Raw genomic sequence first — 15,139 nt, forward strand, 5'->3', positions numbered from 1 at the left:
CAGGGATATTACAATGGATTATCCAAAAAACGTTCCCAGCGTCGGGCTGGTGGACGGCAAGTTCGTCAATGAAGACGTCCTCGCGGGATTGCCCGGATCGTTGATCCCGGCGACTTGGGGCAACAGCGTCACCGATGAGTTGTTGAATGTTGTCAAATCCGCTGGCCTTGAACCGAGCGAAGCCGATGCAACACAACTGTTGCAAGCGGTGAAAAAAATCAGTCAGGCAGGTGAAGACAAACACGCTACGGATATCGGCGCAGCCAATCTGTACATGGCCAACTATGCGCCTGCGGTTACAGCATTGAAGGACGGCTTGGCGCTGCGCTTTACCGCCGGTAATGCCAATACCGGGGCGAGTACGTTTGCACCGAACGGGTTGATGCCCAAGCCGCTGGTAAATCTTGCATCGGGTGCGTTACGCCCTGCCGAGATTGTTCGCGGTAGTGTGTGTTCGGTGATTTATAGCGGGGCACTGGAGAGTTGGGTGCTGGAGTCTGCGAGTGGCGGTAAAGGTTTGAGCGGCCAGCTGTTGGGAGTAAAGACGTTTACCGCGTCCGGCAACTACGTGCCGACGGTGGGGATGAAGAATGTATTGGTCACTGTGATCGGTGGAGGAGGTGGCAGCTCGGGAATCGGTGCGACGAACTCTACTGAGGTTTCTCTCACAGGCGGTGGCGCTTCAGGTAGCTATGCGCAAGCGTGGTTGTCATCTGGCGTAATCGGGCAAAGCCAAATCATTACAGTGGGCGCGGGAGGCGCAGCGGGGGTTGTCGGCACTGGCGGGGGAAGTGGCGGAACAAGTTCATTGGGTTCATTGGTTTCGGCCACCGGCGGTGGCGGTTCTCCCTGGAATAGTCCACTCACGCTTCCTGGTTTCGGTTTGTATGTGGGTGGTTTTCCCAGCCAACCCTCAGTGGGCGGTAACATAGTCAATTCGGCAGGAGCGGCTGGCAATCCAGGAATGTGCCTGAGCGGATCGACACTTGCCGGGCACGGCGCGAACTCACCTTTTGGCAATGGTGGCTATGCGAGCAGTGTTGCGTTGAGTTTGGCTGCACCCGGCTCCGGTTATGGCTCAGGCGCGGGCGGGATCGCTAACACAACCAATCAGCCGGGTAGACCGGGCGCGGCAGGCGCCTCCGGCGCCGTGATCATCTACGAGTACGCCTGATGAAAACCTACGCACGCATCGTCAACTCTACTGTGGTCGAGCTGTTCTCCACCGACGGCAATATGGCCGAGATGTTTCATCCGGATCTGCTCTGGGTCGACATCACTGAAATCACGCCGGCACCGCAAATCGATTGGACTGCCAACTTCGGCACCCTCGGTTGGATCTTCGCATCACCCGAAGAACCTGCGCCGGACAGCACCCTGAAAACTCTGGCAAAAAAATGGCTGGCAGGCCTTGGCCGCCAACCATGATTCAATCGGGGCAATATCCAGGGAGGATCAAGCATTATGCAAATCACTGAAAGCAACCTTATCGACATCATGCCCAACGCCCGCTCCCAAGCGGGCGTTTTTGTTTCTGCACTCAACAGTGCCATGGCGCGCCGCCATATCGACTCGCCCAAACGCGTCGCGGCGTTCCTCGCGCAGGTTGGCCACGAGTCGGGTCAATTGCGTTACGTGCGCGAACTGGGCAATAACCAATACCTGAGCAAATACGACACCGGTACGTTGGCCTTGCGTCTGGGCAACACTCCGGAGGCCGATGGCGATGGACAGAAATATCGCGGTCGCGGGCTGATTCAGATCACTGGCCGCAGTAATTATCGCCAGTGCAGCCTCGGTTTGTTTGGCGACGAACGTTTGTTGTCGCTGCCCGAACTGCTCGAACAACCTCAATGGGCCGCCGAATCCGCAGCATGGTTCTGGGAACAGAAGGGTTTGAACGCATTGGCTGATCGCGACGAGTTCAACGCCATCACCCGTCGAATCAACGGCGGGTTGAACGGCTTGCAGGATCGCTTGGAAATCTGGGCGCGGGCGAGGGCGGTACTATGCCAATCCCCTGGCGCATGATCGGCATCCTGTTGCTCGCCGCTGGTGCGTTTGCAGCGGCCTGGCAGTTTCAAGAGTGGCGCTACGGTCGGCAACTGGCCGAGCAGGCCCGGTTGAACGCCGAAACCCTCAATCAACTGACGCAGACTGCCGCCACAGTGCAACAGGCCGAGCAGGGTAAACGCCTGGCGCTGGAACAGCGGCTGGCGACCAGTGAACAAACCCATTATCGAGCGCTGAGCGATGCCCAACGTGATCAGGATCGCCTGCGCGATCGTCTTGCTACTGCTGATGTGCGCCTGTCAGTCCTTCTCGACGCCGGCGACATTGCCCCAGGCTGCAACGTGCCAGCCACCGCCGGCGCCAGCGGCGTGGATCATGCAACCGTACGCGCCCGACTTGACCCGGCGCATGCTCAACGAATTATCGCCATCACCGACACCGGCGACCGCGGACTGATTGCCCTGCAGGCCTGCCAAGCGTATGTCAGAGCGCTGGCGCCTGCACATTTTGAATGAGTCTGTGTATTGAAAGCGCAACCGGCTCGTGTACGGTGGAGGCATTCCACACGATCCGGAGCACGCCGTGAAAGAGATCACTCAACTGGCCGCCGACCTTGGCCGACGTCTGCAATTGCTCAATGCCCACGTCACGACCGCTGAATCCTGTACCGGGGGCGGGATTGCCGAAGCCATTACCCGGATCCCGGGCAGCTCGGCGTGGTTCGAGGCGGGTTATGTGACCTACTCCAACCGGCAGAAGACCCAGCAATTGAATGTCCCGGTCGAGCTGTTCGAGTCGGTCGGTGCAGTCAGTCGCGAGGTCGTTGAGGCGATGGTGCGTGGCGCCCAGGAGAAAAGCCTGGCGCGATTTGCCGTGGCGGTCAGCGGCGTGGCCGGGCCGGACGGCGGCTCGCCGAGCAAACCGGTCGGCACGGTGTGGCTGGCCTGGGGTGTTGGCGAGACGGTGACCACTGAGGTTCAACACTTTCCCGGCAACCGTGATGAAGTCCGCCGACAAACGGTGAAGGCCGCGCTAGAGGGGCTCCTGCGACTAGCGGCACGAGAAATCGAAAATCAGGGGTAGGCGATCCGCGAACGCTGTGGAATAATACTGGCTACTTATACAGGTGTTGGCCGTCAGGCCTTATTGATTACGTGAGGACTTTAATGGACGACAACAAGAAGAAAGCCTTGGCTGCGGCCCTGGGTCAGATCGAACGTCAATTCGGCAAGGGTGCCGTAATGCGTATGGGCGATCAAGACCGTCAGGCGATCCCGGCTATTTCGACTGGCTCTCTGGGTCTGGACATCGCGCTCGGCATTGGCGGCCTGCCAAAAGGCCGTATCGTTGAAATCTACGGTCCTGAATCTTCCGGTAAAACCACACTGACCTTGTCCGTGATCGCCCAGGCGCAAAAGGCCGGCGCGACCTGCGCATTCGTCGACGCCGAACACGCCCTCGATCCTGAATACGCCGGCAAATTGGGCGTCAACGTCGACGACCTGCTGGTGTCCCAGCCGGACACCGGCGAACAGGCTCTGGAAATCACCGACATGCTGGTGCGCTCCAACGCTGTTGACGTGATCATCGTCGACTCCGTGGCAGCCCTGGTACCGAAGGCTGAAATCGAAGGCGAAATGGGTGACATGCACGTGGGCCTGCAAGCCCGTCTGATGTCCCAGGCGCTGCGTAAAATCACCGGTAACATCAAGAACGCCAACTGCCTGGTGATCTTCATCAACCAGATCCGCATGAAGATCGGCGTGATGTTCGGCAGCCCGGAAACCACCACCGGTGGTAACGCGCTGAAGTTCTATGCTTCGGTTCGTCTCGACATCCGCCGTACCGGCGCGGTGAAGGAAGGCGACGAAGTGGTTGGCAGCGAAACCCGCGTCAAGGTTGTGAAGAACAAGGTCGCTTCGCCGTTCCGTCAGGCCGAGTTCCAGATTCTTTACGGCAAAGGCATCTACCTCAATGGCGAGATGATCGACCTGGGCGTGCTGCACGGTTTCGTCGAGAAGTCCGGCGCCTGGTATGCCTACGAAGGCACCAAGATCGGTCAAGGCAAGGCCAACTCGGCCAAGTTCCTGGCGGATAACCCGGAAATCGCCGCGAAGCTCGAGAAGCAACTGCGTGACAAACTGCTGACTCCAGCAGCGATTGGTGACTCCAAGGCTTCTGCAGTCAAAGAGACTGAAGACGACCTGGCCGACGCTGACATCTGATTGCAGCGATGACCACCGCCGTACTCGATACCCTCGTCGCGGTGCGGCGAACCGCCATGGACCTGCTCGCACGTCGCGAGCATGGTCGAGTCGAGTTGACGCGCAAGCTGCGTCAACGCGGCGCTGAGGCGGAGTTGATCGAAACAGCCCTCGACCGTTTGACGGAAGAGGGACTGCTTTCCGAAGCCCGTTACCTTGAAAGCTTTGTTTCCTACCGTGCCCGTTCCGGCTATGGCCCTCTGCGAATTCGTGAAGAGCTGAGCCAACGCGGTTTGCAACGCGCCGATATCGAACTCGCCCTGCGCGAAAGCGGTATCAGTTGGCAGGAGCAATTGCAGGAAACGTGGCGACGCAAGTTCTCCGGGCATTTACCGATTGATGCGAAAGAACGGGCCAGGCAAGGCCGGTTCCTGGCCTATCGGGGGTTCTCGATGGAGATGATCAACCGCTTGTTCAGTGGTCGAGGGATGGACGATTAAACCGATTCAATAAAAAACGGCCCGCTATGAAAATAGCGGGCCGTTTTTTTTTGCCTTCAGATTGCCTTTGACGGCTCGCGGCTGCGTTGTGCTGTTGGGTGTCTTGAATCGGCCCAGTTTTCCGGCAGGTTGATGTAATCGATCAACTCCCGTAGACGTCCGTGGGTACGGGCATTGAAGGCGAAGGCCAGTCGCACCAGATGGCTGTACTGCGCTTCATCCTGCTCCTCACCGCTGTAGGCGTGTTGATGAAACTGGTCGCTCAGGCACAAATCGGCGAAGGCCTCCTGCATGTGCTCCAGCGCCTGATCGCTGAGTTTGTGATTCATGCGAATCACGAATTGGCGCTTGAGCCAGCGGCTGGAGTGGAAGTTGCTGTAGAACTGGTTGATCTGCTCCACTGCCTCTTCGACGCTGTAGACCAGTCGCATCAGTTTCATGTCGGTCGGCAGAATGTAGCGGTTGGCCTCCAGTTGTTGGCGGATGAAGTCCATCGCCCCTTGCCAGAATGTGCCGCCCGGCGCATCCAGCAGCACCACCGGCACCAATGGACTTTTACCGGTCTGGATCAATGTCAGTACTTCCAGCGCCTCATCCAGTGTGCCGAAGCCACCCGGGCACAACACGAGTGCGTCGGCCTCTTTGACAAAGAACAGTTTCCGCGTGAAGAAGAAGTGAAATGGCAGCAGATTGCCGGTGCCGTCCACTGTCGGGTTGGCATGCTGCTCAAAGGGCAGGGTGATGTTGAAGCCGAGGCTGTGATCGCGCCCGGCACCTTCGTGCGCGGCCGCCATGATCCCGCCACCGGCACCGGTAATGACCATCATCCCCGAGCGGGTCAAAGCTGCGCCGAGCTCGCGGGCCATGGCATACAGCGGATGTTCGACCGGCGTGCGCGCCGAGCCGAACACGGTGACTTTGCGTCGGCCCTTGAATTGCTCCAGCACCCGAAACGCCTGCTCCAGTTCGCGCAGGGCTTGCAAGGTGATTTTGGCGTTCCAGCGGTTGTGATCTTCCTGGGCCATGCGCAGCACGGTCAGAATCATGTCGCGGTAAATAGGGATGTTCGGGCTGTTGGGGGAAACACGGTTGAGTTGTTCTTCGACCTTGCTGATGAGGTCGGGGCCGCTTTCCTGAAAATGACGACTCAAGAGGTCATTCGGTTGGTAAGGCATTCAACGTCTCCTTCTGCACAGAGCGGATGGCCCTGACGAACGGCGTCAGTGCCGCGCTGCAAAAAACACACGATCGGCAGTTCCTTTCCTGCCGTTGAAAAATGATCGGGAATACTCTGAATCTAGACCCTGGCGCGCATTTGCGCTGACTTGATCATTGCGCCGTAAAGTTTTGCCTGGCAACCGATTATTGTTTGTCGCGTGTTGCTTCGCCACTCGTCCGAACGTGCGCCGAGCGGCAATCCCTCTGATTAACTAACGTACAGGCGCCTTACGACAGCTTTGCGTCATTGAGCGTACGCCAGGCGCATGCGATTCAAGGATTTGCGGGTGGCAAGGAGGCGGGACACATGGCCAGAGTGATTCTGGAGATCGATACGCAGCTGTATCGAATGTTGAAAGCGGCAGCCGAGACCAATCAACTCAGTCTCGAAGAGGAGTGCTGCCGACGCCTGGCGGGCGGCGAGCGCCGTTCGCACTATTTACAGGCCTTGCTGGCTGAACTGCGCGCCGAGGATGAACAGCGGCGCGCCAATTCGGGGTAATTACTTCTTCTTCGCCGGCGCGGCTTTCGGGCAGTCCGACTCCTGATAGCTGGCGGAACCGATCGCCTTGTTGGTTTTCACTTCTGTGAAGTCGTAACGCATGATCGCGCCCTTGGCCATCAGCTTGCGATACGACGGGTTGTTGCACACCGAAGCACCCAACTGGAAATATACGGCTTTAGGGTCAGCGCGCATTTTGTCGGCGTGGCTCTTTTGCACGCTCAGGTGGTTGATCAACTGAGTGCCTTCAACGGTGTAGCCTTGATCAAGAATGTCTTCATTGATTGCCCGAGGCGTGCCGACGCTGCTCTGGGCGGCGACGTTGCGCAGCTCTCTGTTCAGATTCTGCTCACTCAGGGAAGCAGCCTGAGCGGTGAAGGACGACGCCAGCAGAATGGCAGCGGTGGGAACGATAAGGCGCAGCATGAAACTCTCCTGGTTCAGTGACTGGTGGTTCGACCAGCCACGTGACTGTGCGTTCAGTGGCGGCGAATTATAGGGGAGCCGGTCGGGAGGGTACAGGCTTGTGCCCGTCGCTCTGGTAAACTGCCGGCCTTTATTGCCCTGCCGAGTGCTGTTCGTGTCGAGTTTCCCTGTCTGCCGGCGCTGCCCGCAATGAACCATGCCCCCAACGCCGTCGCCCGCCTGCGCGACCAGCGTGAAGACGAAGGCATCAAGCCGATTCAGGCCCGTGGCTTTCGCTCCGAGCGTTGCCGCGATTGCCGGGTGATCATCAGCCATTGTCTGTGCGCCTGGCGTCCGAGTGTCGAAACCCGATCCGGCGTGTGCCTGATCATGACCGGCAAGGAAGTGTTCAAGCCGAGCAACACCGGTTGGCTGATTGCTGACGTGGTGCGCGATAACCATGCGTTCATCTGGTCGCGCACCGAGCCCGATACGCAGATGCTGGCACTGCTCAGCGACCCGCAATGGCAACCGTATCTGGTGTTCCCCGGCGAATACGTCGAGCCGTCGCGAGTCACCAACACCGTCGCGATCGATAGCAGCAAACGTCCGCTGTTCATTTTGCTCGACGCCACCTGGACGGAAGCACGGAAGATTTTCCGCAAGAGCCCGTATTTCGATCGTTTGCCGATTCTCAGTCTGCTGCCTGACAAGCTGTCGCGCTACCGCTTGCGCCGTTCGACCCGCAGCGAGCACCTGTGCACCGCCGAAGTCGCCGCGTTGTGTCTGGAACTGGCCGGTGACAGCGACGCCGCCTCTGCGCTGGACGCCTATTTCGACGTGTTCAGCCAGCATTACCTCGGCGCTAAACAGCAACTGGACCTGAATGAATCGACCCCGGCCCACGCCGAGTTGTTGCCCTATATACGAAAGCCGCAGCCGGAGTTGGCCCAATAGTGGCCCATACTGTACGAGCCAGCGGCCGTGCTGCTTGACCACCCCGTCTTCGCTGGGCATGCTTGGCGCCGATTAGGGTGCGGCCAAGGTTTGAAACGCCGTGTTTGCTGTTGATTGGCGTTGAACGTGCCCCTGTGGATATCGCTTCAAAGGCGACATCTTGAGTTGTTTTGGCCAGACCGGAATGCACCGGGTCTGCCATCAAAAACAGGATCATTTGAAAAATGGCCACATACGACATCCTGATTGCCGATGATCACCCCCTGTTTCGTAGCGCCCTGCATCAAGCGGTGACGCTGGGCCTTGGCCCGGATGTTCGGCTGGTGGAAGTGGCAAGCATCGCCGAACTGGAAACCCGCCTGACCGAAAAGGCTGACTGGGATCTGGTCCTGCTGGACCTGAACATGCCCGGCGCTTTCGGGTTTTCCGGGTTGGTCATGCTGCGCGGACAGTACCCGCAGATTCCGGTGGTGATGGTCTCGGCGCAGGAAGAAGCCTCGGTGATGGTCAAATCCCGCGAGTTCGGCGCCAGCGGCTTTATACCCAAATCCAGCGACCTGAGCGTGATACAGCAAGCCGTACGCAAAGTGCTCGATGGCGATGTGTTCTGGCCACCGCAGGCGTTCGAAGCTGTTGCCGTTTCCGACGAGGCCAAAGCCGCCAGTGATGGTCTGGCCAGCCTGACCCCGCAGCAGTTTCGCGTGTTGACCATGGTCTGCGAAGGCCTGCTGAACAAACAGATTGCCTATGAGCTGAGCGTGTCGGAAGCGACCATCAAGGCCCACGTCACGGCGATCTTCCGCAAGCTGAATGTGCGTACCCGCACGCAAGCGGCTTTACTGCTGCAACAACTTGAGTCAATTCCGAGCCAGTAATGGCTGGCGTCTTCACGCTTTTTTGACTTTTGTTGATCTAGCTTTCCCACTCCTTTTTGGTTGGTTTCTACTTTATGTCACCTTTCAAGGGCCAGACCGGCCTGAAACGCATCCTCAACGCTTCCGGTTACTCGCTGGACGGCCTGCGCGCAGCCTTCACCGGCGAAGCGGCCTTCCGCCAATTGGTACTGCTCAATGTGGTGCTGATTCCGCTGACGTTCTTCCTTAATGTCAGCCGCGTTGAACAAGCACTGTTGATTGCCGTGTGTCTGCTGGCGCTGATCGTCGAGTTGCTGAATTCGGCGGTGGAAGCGGCCATCGACCGCATTTCCCTGGAACTGCACCCGCTGTCGAAGAACGCCAAGGACATGGGCAGCGCCGCGCAGTTTGTGGCACTGAGCATGATCGCGCTGGTGTGGGCTGTGATTCTGCTTTAAGCGATTGTCGGCAAGACGATCTCGTCGCTGCGCTGCACCCCGGCGGTGAAAGCGCGGCACAGGTCGAGAAATTCGCGCATCGCCGAAGTCTGATATTTCTGTTTGTGCCAGATGAAGTAGAACTGTCGCGCCAGATCCAGGTCCGGCGTCTCCACCGGCACCAGACTGCCACGGCGGAACGCATCACGCAGCGCCAGCCGCGAGATGCAGCCAATCCCCAGTCCCGATTCCACCGCGCGTTTGATCGCTTCGGTGTGTTCCAGCTCCAGACGGATATTCAGCGCACTGCGATGGTGGCGCATGGCTTGATCGAAGGTCAGTCGTGTACCGGAACCTTGTTCACGCAGAATCCACGCTTCGTGAGTCAGCTCTTCCATGGTTGCACTGCCGCGTTTGGCCAGCGGATGCTGCGGCGCGCAGAACACCACCAGCTCATCTTCGACCCAGCTCTGCACTTCGATGTCCGGGTGGCTGCAATCGCCTTCGATTAGACCCAGATCAATTTCGTAGTGGGCGACTTGTTGCACGATATTGGCCGTGTTCTGCACGTGCAGCTTCACCTGACTTTCCGGGTGCCGCTGCATGAAGCTGCCGATCAGCAGGGTCGCCAGATAGTTGCCAATGGTCAGCGTCGCCCCCACTGATAAAGAGCCGAAACCGGATTTGCCATTGAGCAGGTCTTCGATTTCCTTGGCCTGATCGAGCAGGGCCACCGCCTGCGGCAACAGCTGTTTGCCGAGGGCGTTGAGGCTCAGGCGTTTGCCGGCGCGGTCGAACAGCTGGCAGCTGGATTGGCGCTCAAGTTCGGTGATCGAGGTGCTGGCCGCCGATTGCGAGAGGTTGAGCAGACCCGCAGCACGGGATACGCTTTCCTGCTGGGCGACGGCGACGAAGACTTGCAGTTGACGGAGAGTAAATCGCATATCGATATAACCGATAACCCTTATCTTAATAATCCAGTTAACAGATATTGTCGTCGCTATTAGAATGCGATGCAATTGCGCACTGTCGCCTTCTAACGCCCGCGCAGACCCAATATCCAGGAGTCAAACGTACATGAGCAACATGAACCACGAGCGTGTCCTCAGTGTTCATCACTGGAACGACACTCTGTTCAGCTTCAAGTGCACCCGCGATCCGGGCCTGCGCTTCGAGAACGGTCAGTTCGTGATGATCGGCCTTCAACAGCCCAATGGCCGGCCGCTCATGCGCGCTTACTCGATCGCCAGCCCGAACTGGGAAGAGCATCTGGAGTTCTTCAGCATCAAGGTGCAGGACGGCCCGCTGACCTCGCAGCTGCAGCACTTGAAGGAAGGCGACGAGATCATCATCTCGAAAAAGCCTACCGGCACCCTGGTGCTCGACGACCTGAACCCGGGCAAGCACCTGTACCTGCTGAGCACCGGCACTGGCCTGGCGCCGTTCATGAGCGTGATTCAGGACCCGGAAACCTACGAGCGCTTTGAAAAAGTGATCCTGGTTCACGGCGTACGCTACGTCAACGAAGTTGCCTACCGCGAATTCATCACCGAGCACCTGCCGCAGAACGAGTTCTTCGGCGAAGCGCTGCGTGACAAGCTGATCTACTACCCGACCGTGACCCGCGAGCCTTTCGAGAATCAGGGCCGTCTGACCGACCTGATGCGCAGCGGCAAGCTGTTCAGCGACATCGGTCTGCCACCGATCAACCCGCAGGACGACCGCGCAATGATCTGCGGCAGCCCGAGCATGCTCGACGAGACCAGCGAAGTGCTCGACAGCTTCGGCCTGAAGATCTCGGCGAGGATGCGTGAGCCGGGTGATTACCTGATCGAGCGTGCGTTCGTCGAGAAGTAAGCACCACGCCTGTGGGAGCGGGCTTGTTCGCGAATGCGGTGTATCAGACACATGCCAGGTGACTGATACGACGCTTTCGCGAGCAAGCCCGCTCCCACTTTGATTTGTATTGCAGTAAAAGCCCGCGTTGCCTGAGAAGGCAGCGCGGGCTTTTTCGTTTCCGGGGGTTACGCTTCGGTGGGGATGACTTCGAGCACGCGGATCTGCTCGGGTGTCGGGTAATGCCAGCGCACGTCCAGATCCCAGAACTGTGCGCCGTACTCGCGTTCCGGCGCCGGGGTTTGATACGCCGGACGCGGATCCTGAGCCAGACACTGTTCAATCAGTTCAACCAACGGTTCGTCGAGGCGCTGAGCGTGTGTGTGCGCTTGTTTCAGCGCCGAGTCCGTCCACTGCACATCAATCAACTGCGGCGCGGCGCTGGCGATGCTGTTGGAGGCTTCGGGAATGATGTCGGCATATGGCACGTAGGGTTTGATGTCGAGAATCGGCGTGCCGTCGAGCAAATCGATCCCGGAGATGAACAGCCGATTGGCCTCGACCTTGTCCAGTTTCACCACCGATTGGCCGATGCCGTTGGGCCGGTGTGTAGCGCGGGTGGCGAACACGCCCATAGACTTGTTGCCGCCCAGACGTGGCGGGCGAACCTTCAAACGTGGCTTGTCTTCCAGCGCCTGATGAAACAGGAACAGCAGCCACACATGGCTGACCTGTTCCAGGCCTTGCACGGCGTCACCCTGATCGAACGGCGCCACCAGTTCCAGCACGCCACGGGCGGCGGGGGCCAGTTGCGGTTGGCGGGGGATGGCGAATTTCTCCTTGAAGCAGGAGCGCACGAAGCCGATGGGGGAGACGCTGTAAGTCATGGTTTGCATTCGAAGCGGGGCAGGGGTGGGCATGATAACCCGTCCAACCTCAAGTCTGGTGGTGGCAGGGCTGGCCTATTCGCGAGCAAGCTCGCTCCCACAGGGATCTTGTGCACGCCATAGATCCAATGTGGGAGCGAGCTTGCTCGCGAAGGCCGCGCCGCCGATCTACAGACTGAACCCACCATCCAGCGGAATAATATTCCCGGTCATATAAGCCCCCGCCGTACTTGCCAGACTGATCGCCAACGCCGCCATTTCCTCTTCACGCCCCCAACGCTTCATCGGAATCAGCGCCGTGTCCTCAGCCAGCGCCTGCTGATCATTGCCAATATGCTGAGTCATCTTGCTCGGAAAGCGCCCCGGCGCGATGACATTGACGTTGATATGCTGGCTCACCAGTTCCCGTGCGAGAATCCGCGACAATTGGTGCAGGGCGGCCTTACTTGGCCCGTAGGCATAGGCCTGCTCACCAAACGATGAAATTCCCGCTACCGAACCAATGTTGATGATCCGCGCCGGGTTCGCCGCCGAACCGGCCTTGCGTAGCAACGGCAGAAATTGCTGGATGCAGGTAAACACCGAGGTCACGTTGAGCTGCATGACCTTTTCCCAGCCCTTGACCGGGTAGCTCTCCAGCGGCGCGCCCCAAGTGGTGCCGGCATTGTTTACCAGAATATCCAGATGGGTGATCTGCTCGCCCAGGCGTGCGGCCAGCTCCTGCACGCCTTCTTCGGTCGCCAGATTCGCCGCCAAGCCGTGACATTTGCCCAGCGCACTGAGTTCTTCAGCGGTTTGATGGCAGGCTTCGGCGTCGCGCGAGCAGACGTAAACACGCGCTCCGGCCTCGACATAGGCTTTGGCGATCATTTTGCCGATACCACGGGTGCCGCCGGTCACCAGAGCGGTGCGGCCTTGCAGGGAAAAGTACGGATGCATGGCGAGTCCTGAGGATTAGGGATCAATACACCCTAGTCGTCAGCCGCACAAAGCGGAGCCATTATTTCTGGAGGGAATGAACAGTCATGCGCTGCGGCGGCGACCATCGGTCGCCACCGCAGAAGGGGATCAGGCCGGGCGGACGCGCAGGGTCAGGCCCTTGAGGAAGTTGCGCAGCAACTGGTCGCCGCACGGGCGGTAGTTGGTGTGGCCGACCTTGCGGAACAGTGCGCTCAGCTCAGGCTTGGACACCGGGAACTCGGCCGCCTTGAGGATCGCGTGCATGTCGTCTTCTTTCAGTTCGAAGGCCACGCGCAGCTTTTTCAGGATGATGTTGTTGGTCACCGGCACTTCGATCGGCTGCGGCGGACGGCTTTCGTCCTTGCCACGCTTGAAGATCACCAGGCCGTCGAGGAAGTGCGCGATGACTTCGTCCGGGCAGCGCACGAAACCTTCTTCGTCTTCTTCTTTCTTGTCGAGCCAGGTCACTACGTCGGCGAGGGTGACGTCCAGGCCGCCGAGCTTGATGATCTCGACAACTTTCTTGTCGCTGATGTCGAGCATGTAGCGCACGCTGCGCAGTACGTCGTTATGAACCATGTGAGTAATCCTGATGCGTTGTGGGCAGCGCGCGGGGGGCGCTGCCGGAATGTGTGGCGGCAGTGGAAGTTTTAGAACTTCTCTTTGCCGGACAGATAGCGCCATTGGCCAACCGGGACTTTGCCGATCGAGACGCCGCCGATGCGGATGCGGCGGATGCCGATGACCTTCAGGCCGACTGCTTCGCAGAACTGCGCAATGATCCCCGGCTGCGGATTTTTCATGGCGAAGCGCAGACGGTTTTCGTTCTGCCAGCTGGCCTTGACCGGCGGCAGCTCCTTGCCCTTGTGGGTCAGGCCGTGCTGCAAGCGATTGAGGCCGTGAGCGACCATGTCACCTTCGACTTCAACGACGTATTCCTGCTCGATCTTCGCGGCGTCGGCGGTGAGCTTGCGCAGGATTTTCCAGTCCTGGGTGAACACCAGCAGGCCGCTGGCCTTGGGCTGCAGGTCGGCGCTGGCAGTCAGGCGCAGGAAGTGCCCACGCAATGGCCGCTTGCTGTAGCGGTGCTCTTCGCTGAGGGTCTCGGCGCTGAGCGACTGCATGGCGGTCTCGACGTCGATGCCGGCTGGCGCGTTGAGCAGGATGGTCACCGGCTCCGGCGCGGTGGCCTTGGCGTCCTTGTCGAGCTCGACCTTCTGGTCGCCGACCTTGAATTGCGGTTCGTCAATCACTTCGCCGTCCACGGTGACCCAGCCGCCCTCGATGAACAGCTCGGCCTCCCGGCGGGAGCAACCGACCAGTTCGATGAGGCGTTTGGAGAGGCGAATCGGGTCAGTCATGACAGGGCCGTAACAAAAAAGGGGTGGGCATTGTACCTGTGTGGCGCCGGTTAAGCCCGGTTCCATTTCACGGTATGGCTTTTTGTAGGAGTGAGCCTGCTCGCGATAGCCATCTGACATTCGACATTGATGTTGGCTGATCTGGCGCTATCGCGAGCAGGCTCACTCCTACATTGTTTTGGGTTGTGTCAGCCGTTACTGGAGCGTTGCTGGTTTTGGCGCAGGCGCATATGCAGCAACGGATACGGCTGGCCCATGCCATCCACCTCCGAGCGGCCGATCACTTCGAAACCCTGCTTGAAGTAAAACCCCAGTGCCTGCGGGTTCTGTTCGTTGACGTCGAGTTCATCGGCATTCAGATGCTGCAAGGCGTAGTTCAGCAACTTCTTGCCCAAGCCCTGGCCGCGAAAATCCGGGTCGATGAACAGCATCTCGATCTTGCCCGCCGCGACGCCAGCGAATCCGGTGATGCGCTGATTGGCGTCCTTGGTGCAGATCAACATCACCGCATCGAGATAGCGGGTGAGCACCAGATTGCGCAACAGCTCGATGTAGCTGTCCGGCAGAAAATCGTGTGTGGCGCGCACCGAGGCCTCCCAGACCCGGGTCAATTCCTGGTAATCGCTGAGTTTCGGCGTGTGGATGACCGAATGGTGACGCATGCCCGTCTGCCTCTTGTCCGTTTCATGGGAGTCCGTCCCCCGCTAAACGATAGCCGTAAAAAAGCCCCGCATCTCGGAAAAAGAGCGGGGCTTTTTGTATTTGTTGCGGTGTCTGGCGGGCTATTTCTGTCGCCAGCAAGATCTCTCCCCCTCACCCCAACCCTCTCCCCCAAAGGGGGCGAGGGGGAAGGGAGCAGATCTTCGTGCTGTTCAAAACCTGAGTTCGACTCGAACGTTCAGGTCGGTGCAGCTCGCAAGAACACCTCGATCAGTCCCCTCTCCCCCAGAGGGGGCGAGGGGGAAGGGGGCTGATCTTCGTGCTGTTCAAAGCCTGAGTTCGACT

General features: G+C 59.1%; 19 protein-coding genes and 1 pseudogene. 12 read left to right on the plus strand and 8 right to left on the minus strand.

Features of this window, described 5'->3' with window-relative positions:
• Nucleotides 1–13: 13 nt before the first annotated feature.
• From ACM6IV_RS18060 to recX, 7 genes are all read left to right on the plus strand, one after another.
• Nucleotides 14–1,174: a hypothetical protein gene (locus tag ACM6IV_RS18060; protein WP_414871032.1), complete on the plus strand. Its 1,161-nt coding sequence runs from the start codon at nt 14–16 to the stop codon at nt 1,172–1,174.
• The gene (locus ACM6IV_RS18065; protein ID WP_414871033.1) at nt 1,174–1,428 is read left to right on the plus strand and encodes a hypothetical protein; all 255 of its coding nucleotides are present in this window, start codon (nt 1,174–1,176) and stop codon (nt 1,426–1,428) included. Before ACM6IV_RS18060 ends, ACM6IV_RS18065 begins: the two co-directional genes overlap by 1 nt.
• Nucleotides 1,429–1,464: 36 nt before the next feature.
• Nucleotides 1,465–2,031 carry a glycoside hydrolase family 19 protein gene (locus ACM6IV_RS18070; protein ID WP_414871034.1) on the plus strand — a complete coding sequence of 189 codons (567 nt, stop codon included), beginning with the start codon at nt 1,465–1,467 and terminating at the stop codon, nt 2,029–2,031.
• On the plus strand, nt 2,010–2,528 hold the full coding sequence (locus tag ACM6IV_RS18075) for a lysis system i-spanin subunit Rz (RefSeq protein ID WP_414871035.1): 519 nt from the start codon (nt 2,010–2,012) through the stop codon (nt 2,526–2,528). The genes ACM6IV_RS18070 and ACM6IV_RS18075 overlap by 22 nt, the downstream gene beginning before the upstream one ends.
• Before the next feature lie 67 nt (nt 2,529–2,595).
• The gene (locus ACM6IV_RS18080; RefSeq protein WP_414871036.1) at nt 2,596–3,096 is read left to right on the plus strand and encodes a CinA family protein; all 501 of its coding nucleotides are present in this window, start codon (nt 2,596–2,598) and stop codon (nt 3,094–3,096) included.
• Nucleotides 3,097–3,179: 83 nt separating this feature from the next.
• Nucleotides 3,180–4,238, plus strand: a complete 1,059-nt coding sequence (gene recA, locus ACM6IV_RS18085) for a recombinase RecA (protein ID WP_077571370.1) — start codon at nt 3,180–3,182, stop codon at nt 4,236–4,238.
• 8 nt (nt 4,239–4,246) lie between these two features.
• The gene (recX, locus tag ACM6IV_RS18090) at nt 4,247–4,717 is read left to right on the plus strand and encodes a recombination regulator RecX (RefSeq protein ID WP_414871037.1); all 471 of its coding nucleotides are present in this window, start codon (nt 4,247–4,249) and stop codon (nt 4,715–4,717) included.
• 56 nt (nt 4,718–4,773) lie between these two features.
• Here recX and ACM6IV_RS18095 read toward each other — a convergent pair whose 3' ends face one another.
• Entirely contained in the window at nt 4,774–5,892 is a 1,119-nt protein-coding gene (locus ACM6IV_RS18095; protein WP_414871038.1) for a TIGR00730 family Rossman fold protein, read from the minus strand.
• 350 nt (nt 5,893–6,242) lie between these two features.
• Here ACM6IV_RS18095 and ACM6IV_RS18100 point away from each other — a divergent pair, with 350 nt between their 5' ends.
• Nucleotides 6,243–6,437, plus strand: coding sequence for a hypothetical protein (locus tag ACM6IV_RS18100; protein ID WP_414871039.1), 195 nt, complete (start codon nt 6,243–6,245; stop codon nt 6,435–6,437).
• On the opposite strand, the gene ACM6IV_RS18105 is transcribed toward ACM6IV_RS18100, so the two are convergent.
• The gene (locus ACM6IV_RS18105) at nt 6,438–6,863 is read right to left on the minus strand and encodes a PA3611 family quorum-sensing-regulated virulence factor (RefSeq protein ID WP_007908738.1); all 426 of its coding nucleotides are present in this window, start codon (nt 6,861–6,863) and stop codon (nt 6,438–6,440) included. It abuts the gene before it with no gap.
• A gap of 189 nt (nt 6,864–7,052) precedes the next feature.
• Here ACM6IV_RS18105 and ACM6IV_RS18110 point away from each other — a divergent pair, with 189 nt between their 5' ends.
• From ACM6IV_RS18110 to ACM6IV_RS18120, 3 genes are all read left to right on the plus strand, one after another.
• Nucleotides 7,053–7,799, plus strand: a complete 747-nt coding sequence (locus ACM6IV_RS18110) for a tRNA-uridine aminocarboxypropyltransferase (RefSeq protein ID WP_414871040.1) — start codon at nt 7,053–7,055, stop codon at nt 7,797–7,799.
• A 224-nt stretch (nt 7,800–8,023) separates the two neighbouring features.
• Nucleotides 8,024–8,674, plus strand: coding sequence for a response regulator transcription factor ErdR (gene erdR, locus ACM6IV_RS18115; RefSeq protein WP_077571373.1), 651 nt, complete (start codon nt 8,024–8,026; stop codon nt 8,672–8,674).
• A 74-nt stretch (nt 8,675–8,748) separates the two neighbouring features.
• Entirely contained in the window at nt 8,749–9,111 is a 363-nt protein-coding gene (locus tag ACM6IV_RS18120; RefSeq protein WP_003222276.1) for a diacylglycerol kinase, read from the plus strand.
• Here ACM6IV_RS18120 and ACM6IV_RS18125 read toward each other — a convergent pair.
• A complete protein-coding gene (locus ACM6IV_RS18125) occupies nt 9,108–10,034 on the minus strand; it encodes a LysR family transcriptional regulator (protein ID WP_042607042.1) in 927 nt (308 codons plus the stop codon). The two genes, ACM6IV_RS18120 and ACM6IV_RS18125, sit on opposite strands and share 4 nt — an antisense overlap.
• 133 nt (nt 10,035–10,167) lie before the next feature.
• Here ACM6IV_RS18125 and fpr point away from each other — a divergent pair, with 133 nt between their 5' ends.
• Nucleotides 10,168–10,947: a ferredoxin-NADP reductase gene (fpr, locus tag ACM6IV_RS18130; protein ID WP_007908723.1), complete on the plus strand. Its 780-nt coding sequence runs from the start codon at nt 10,168–10,170 to the stop codon at nt 10,945–10,947.
• Nucleotides 10,948–11,114: 167 nt separating this feature from the next.
• Here the strand turns inward: fpr and tsaA are convergent, their stop codons facing one another.
• From tsaA to ACM6IV_RS18155, 5 genes and pseudogenes are all read right to left on the minus strand, one after another.
• The gene (gene tsaA / locus ACM6IV_RS18135) at nt 11,115–11,813 is read right to left on the minus strand and encodes a tRNA (N6-threonylcarbamoyladenosine(37)-N6)-methyltransferase TrmO (protein WP_414871041.1); all 699 of its coding nucleotides are present in this window, start codon (nt 11,811–11,813) and stop codon (nt 11,115–11,117) included.
• 168 nt (nt 11,814–11,981) lie between these two features.
• Nucleotides 11,982–12,752, minus strand: coding sequence for an SDR family oxidoreductase (locus ACM6IV_RS18140; RefSeq protein ID WP_414871042.1), 771 nt, complete (start codon nt 12,750–12,752; stop codon nt 11,982–11,984).
• Nucleotides 12,753–12,881: 129 nt separating this feature from the next.
• Entirely contained in the window at nt 12,882–13,352 is a 471-nt protein-coding gene (locus ACM6IV_RS18145) for a DUF1456 family protein (RefSeq protein WP_250603199.1), read from the minus strand.
• 656 nt (nt 13,353–14,008) lie between these two features.
• Nucleotides 14,009–14,254, minus strand: a pseudogene (locus ACM6IV_RS18150) (S4 domain-containing protein); the annotation flags it as partial.
• Between the two features lie 68 nt (nt 14,255–14,322).
• Nucleotides 14,323–14,796, minus strand: a complete 474-nt coding sequence (locus tag ACM6IV_RS18155; protein ID WP_414871043.1) for a GNAT family N-acetyltransferase — start codon at nt 14,794–14,796, stop codon at nt 14,323–14,325.
• Nucleotides 14,797–15,139: the final 343 nt, after the last annotated feature.

The sequence above is a fragment of the Pseudomonas sp. IT-347P genome, from assembly GCF_949768005.1.
In the GTDB taxonomy this organism is placed as follows: domain Bacteria; phylum Pseudomonadota; class Gammaproteobacteria; order Pseudomonadales; family Pseudomonadaceae; genus Aquipseudomonas.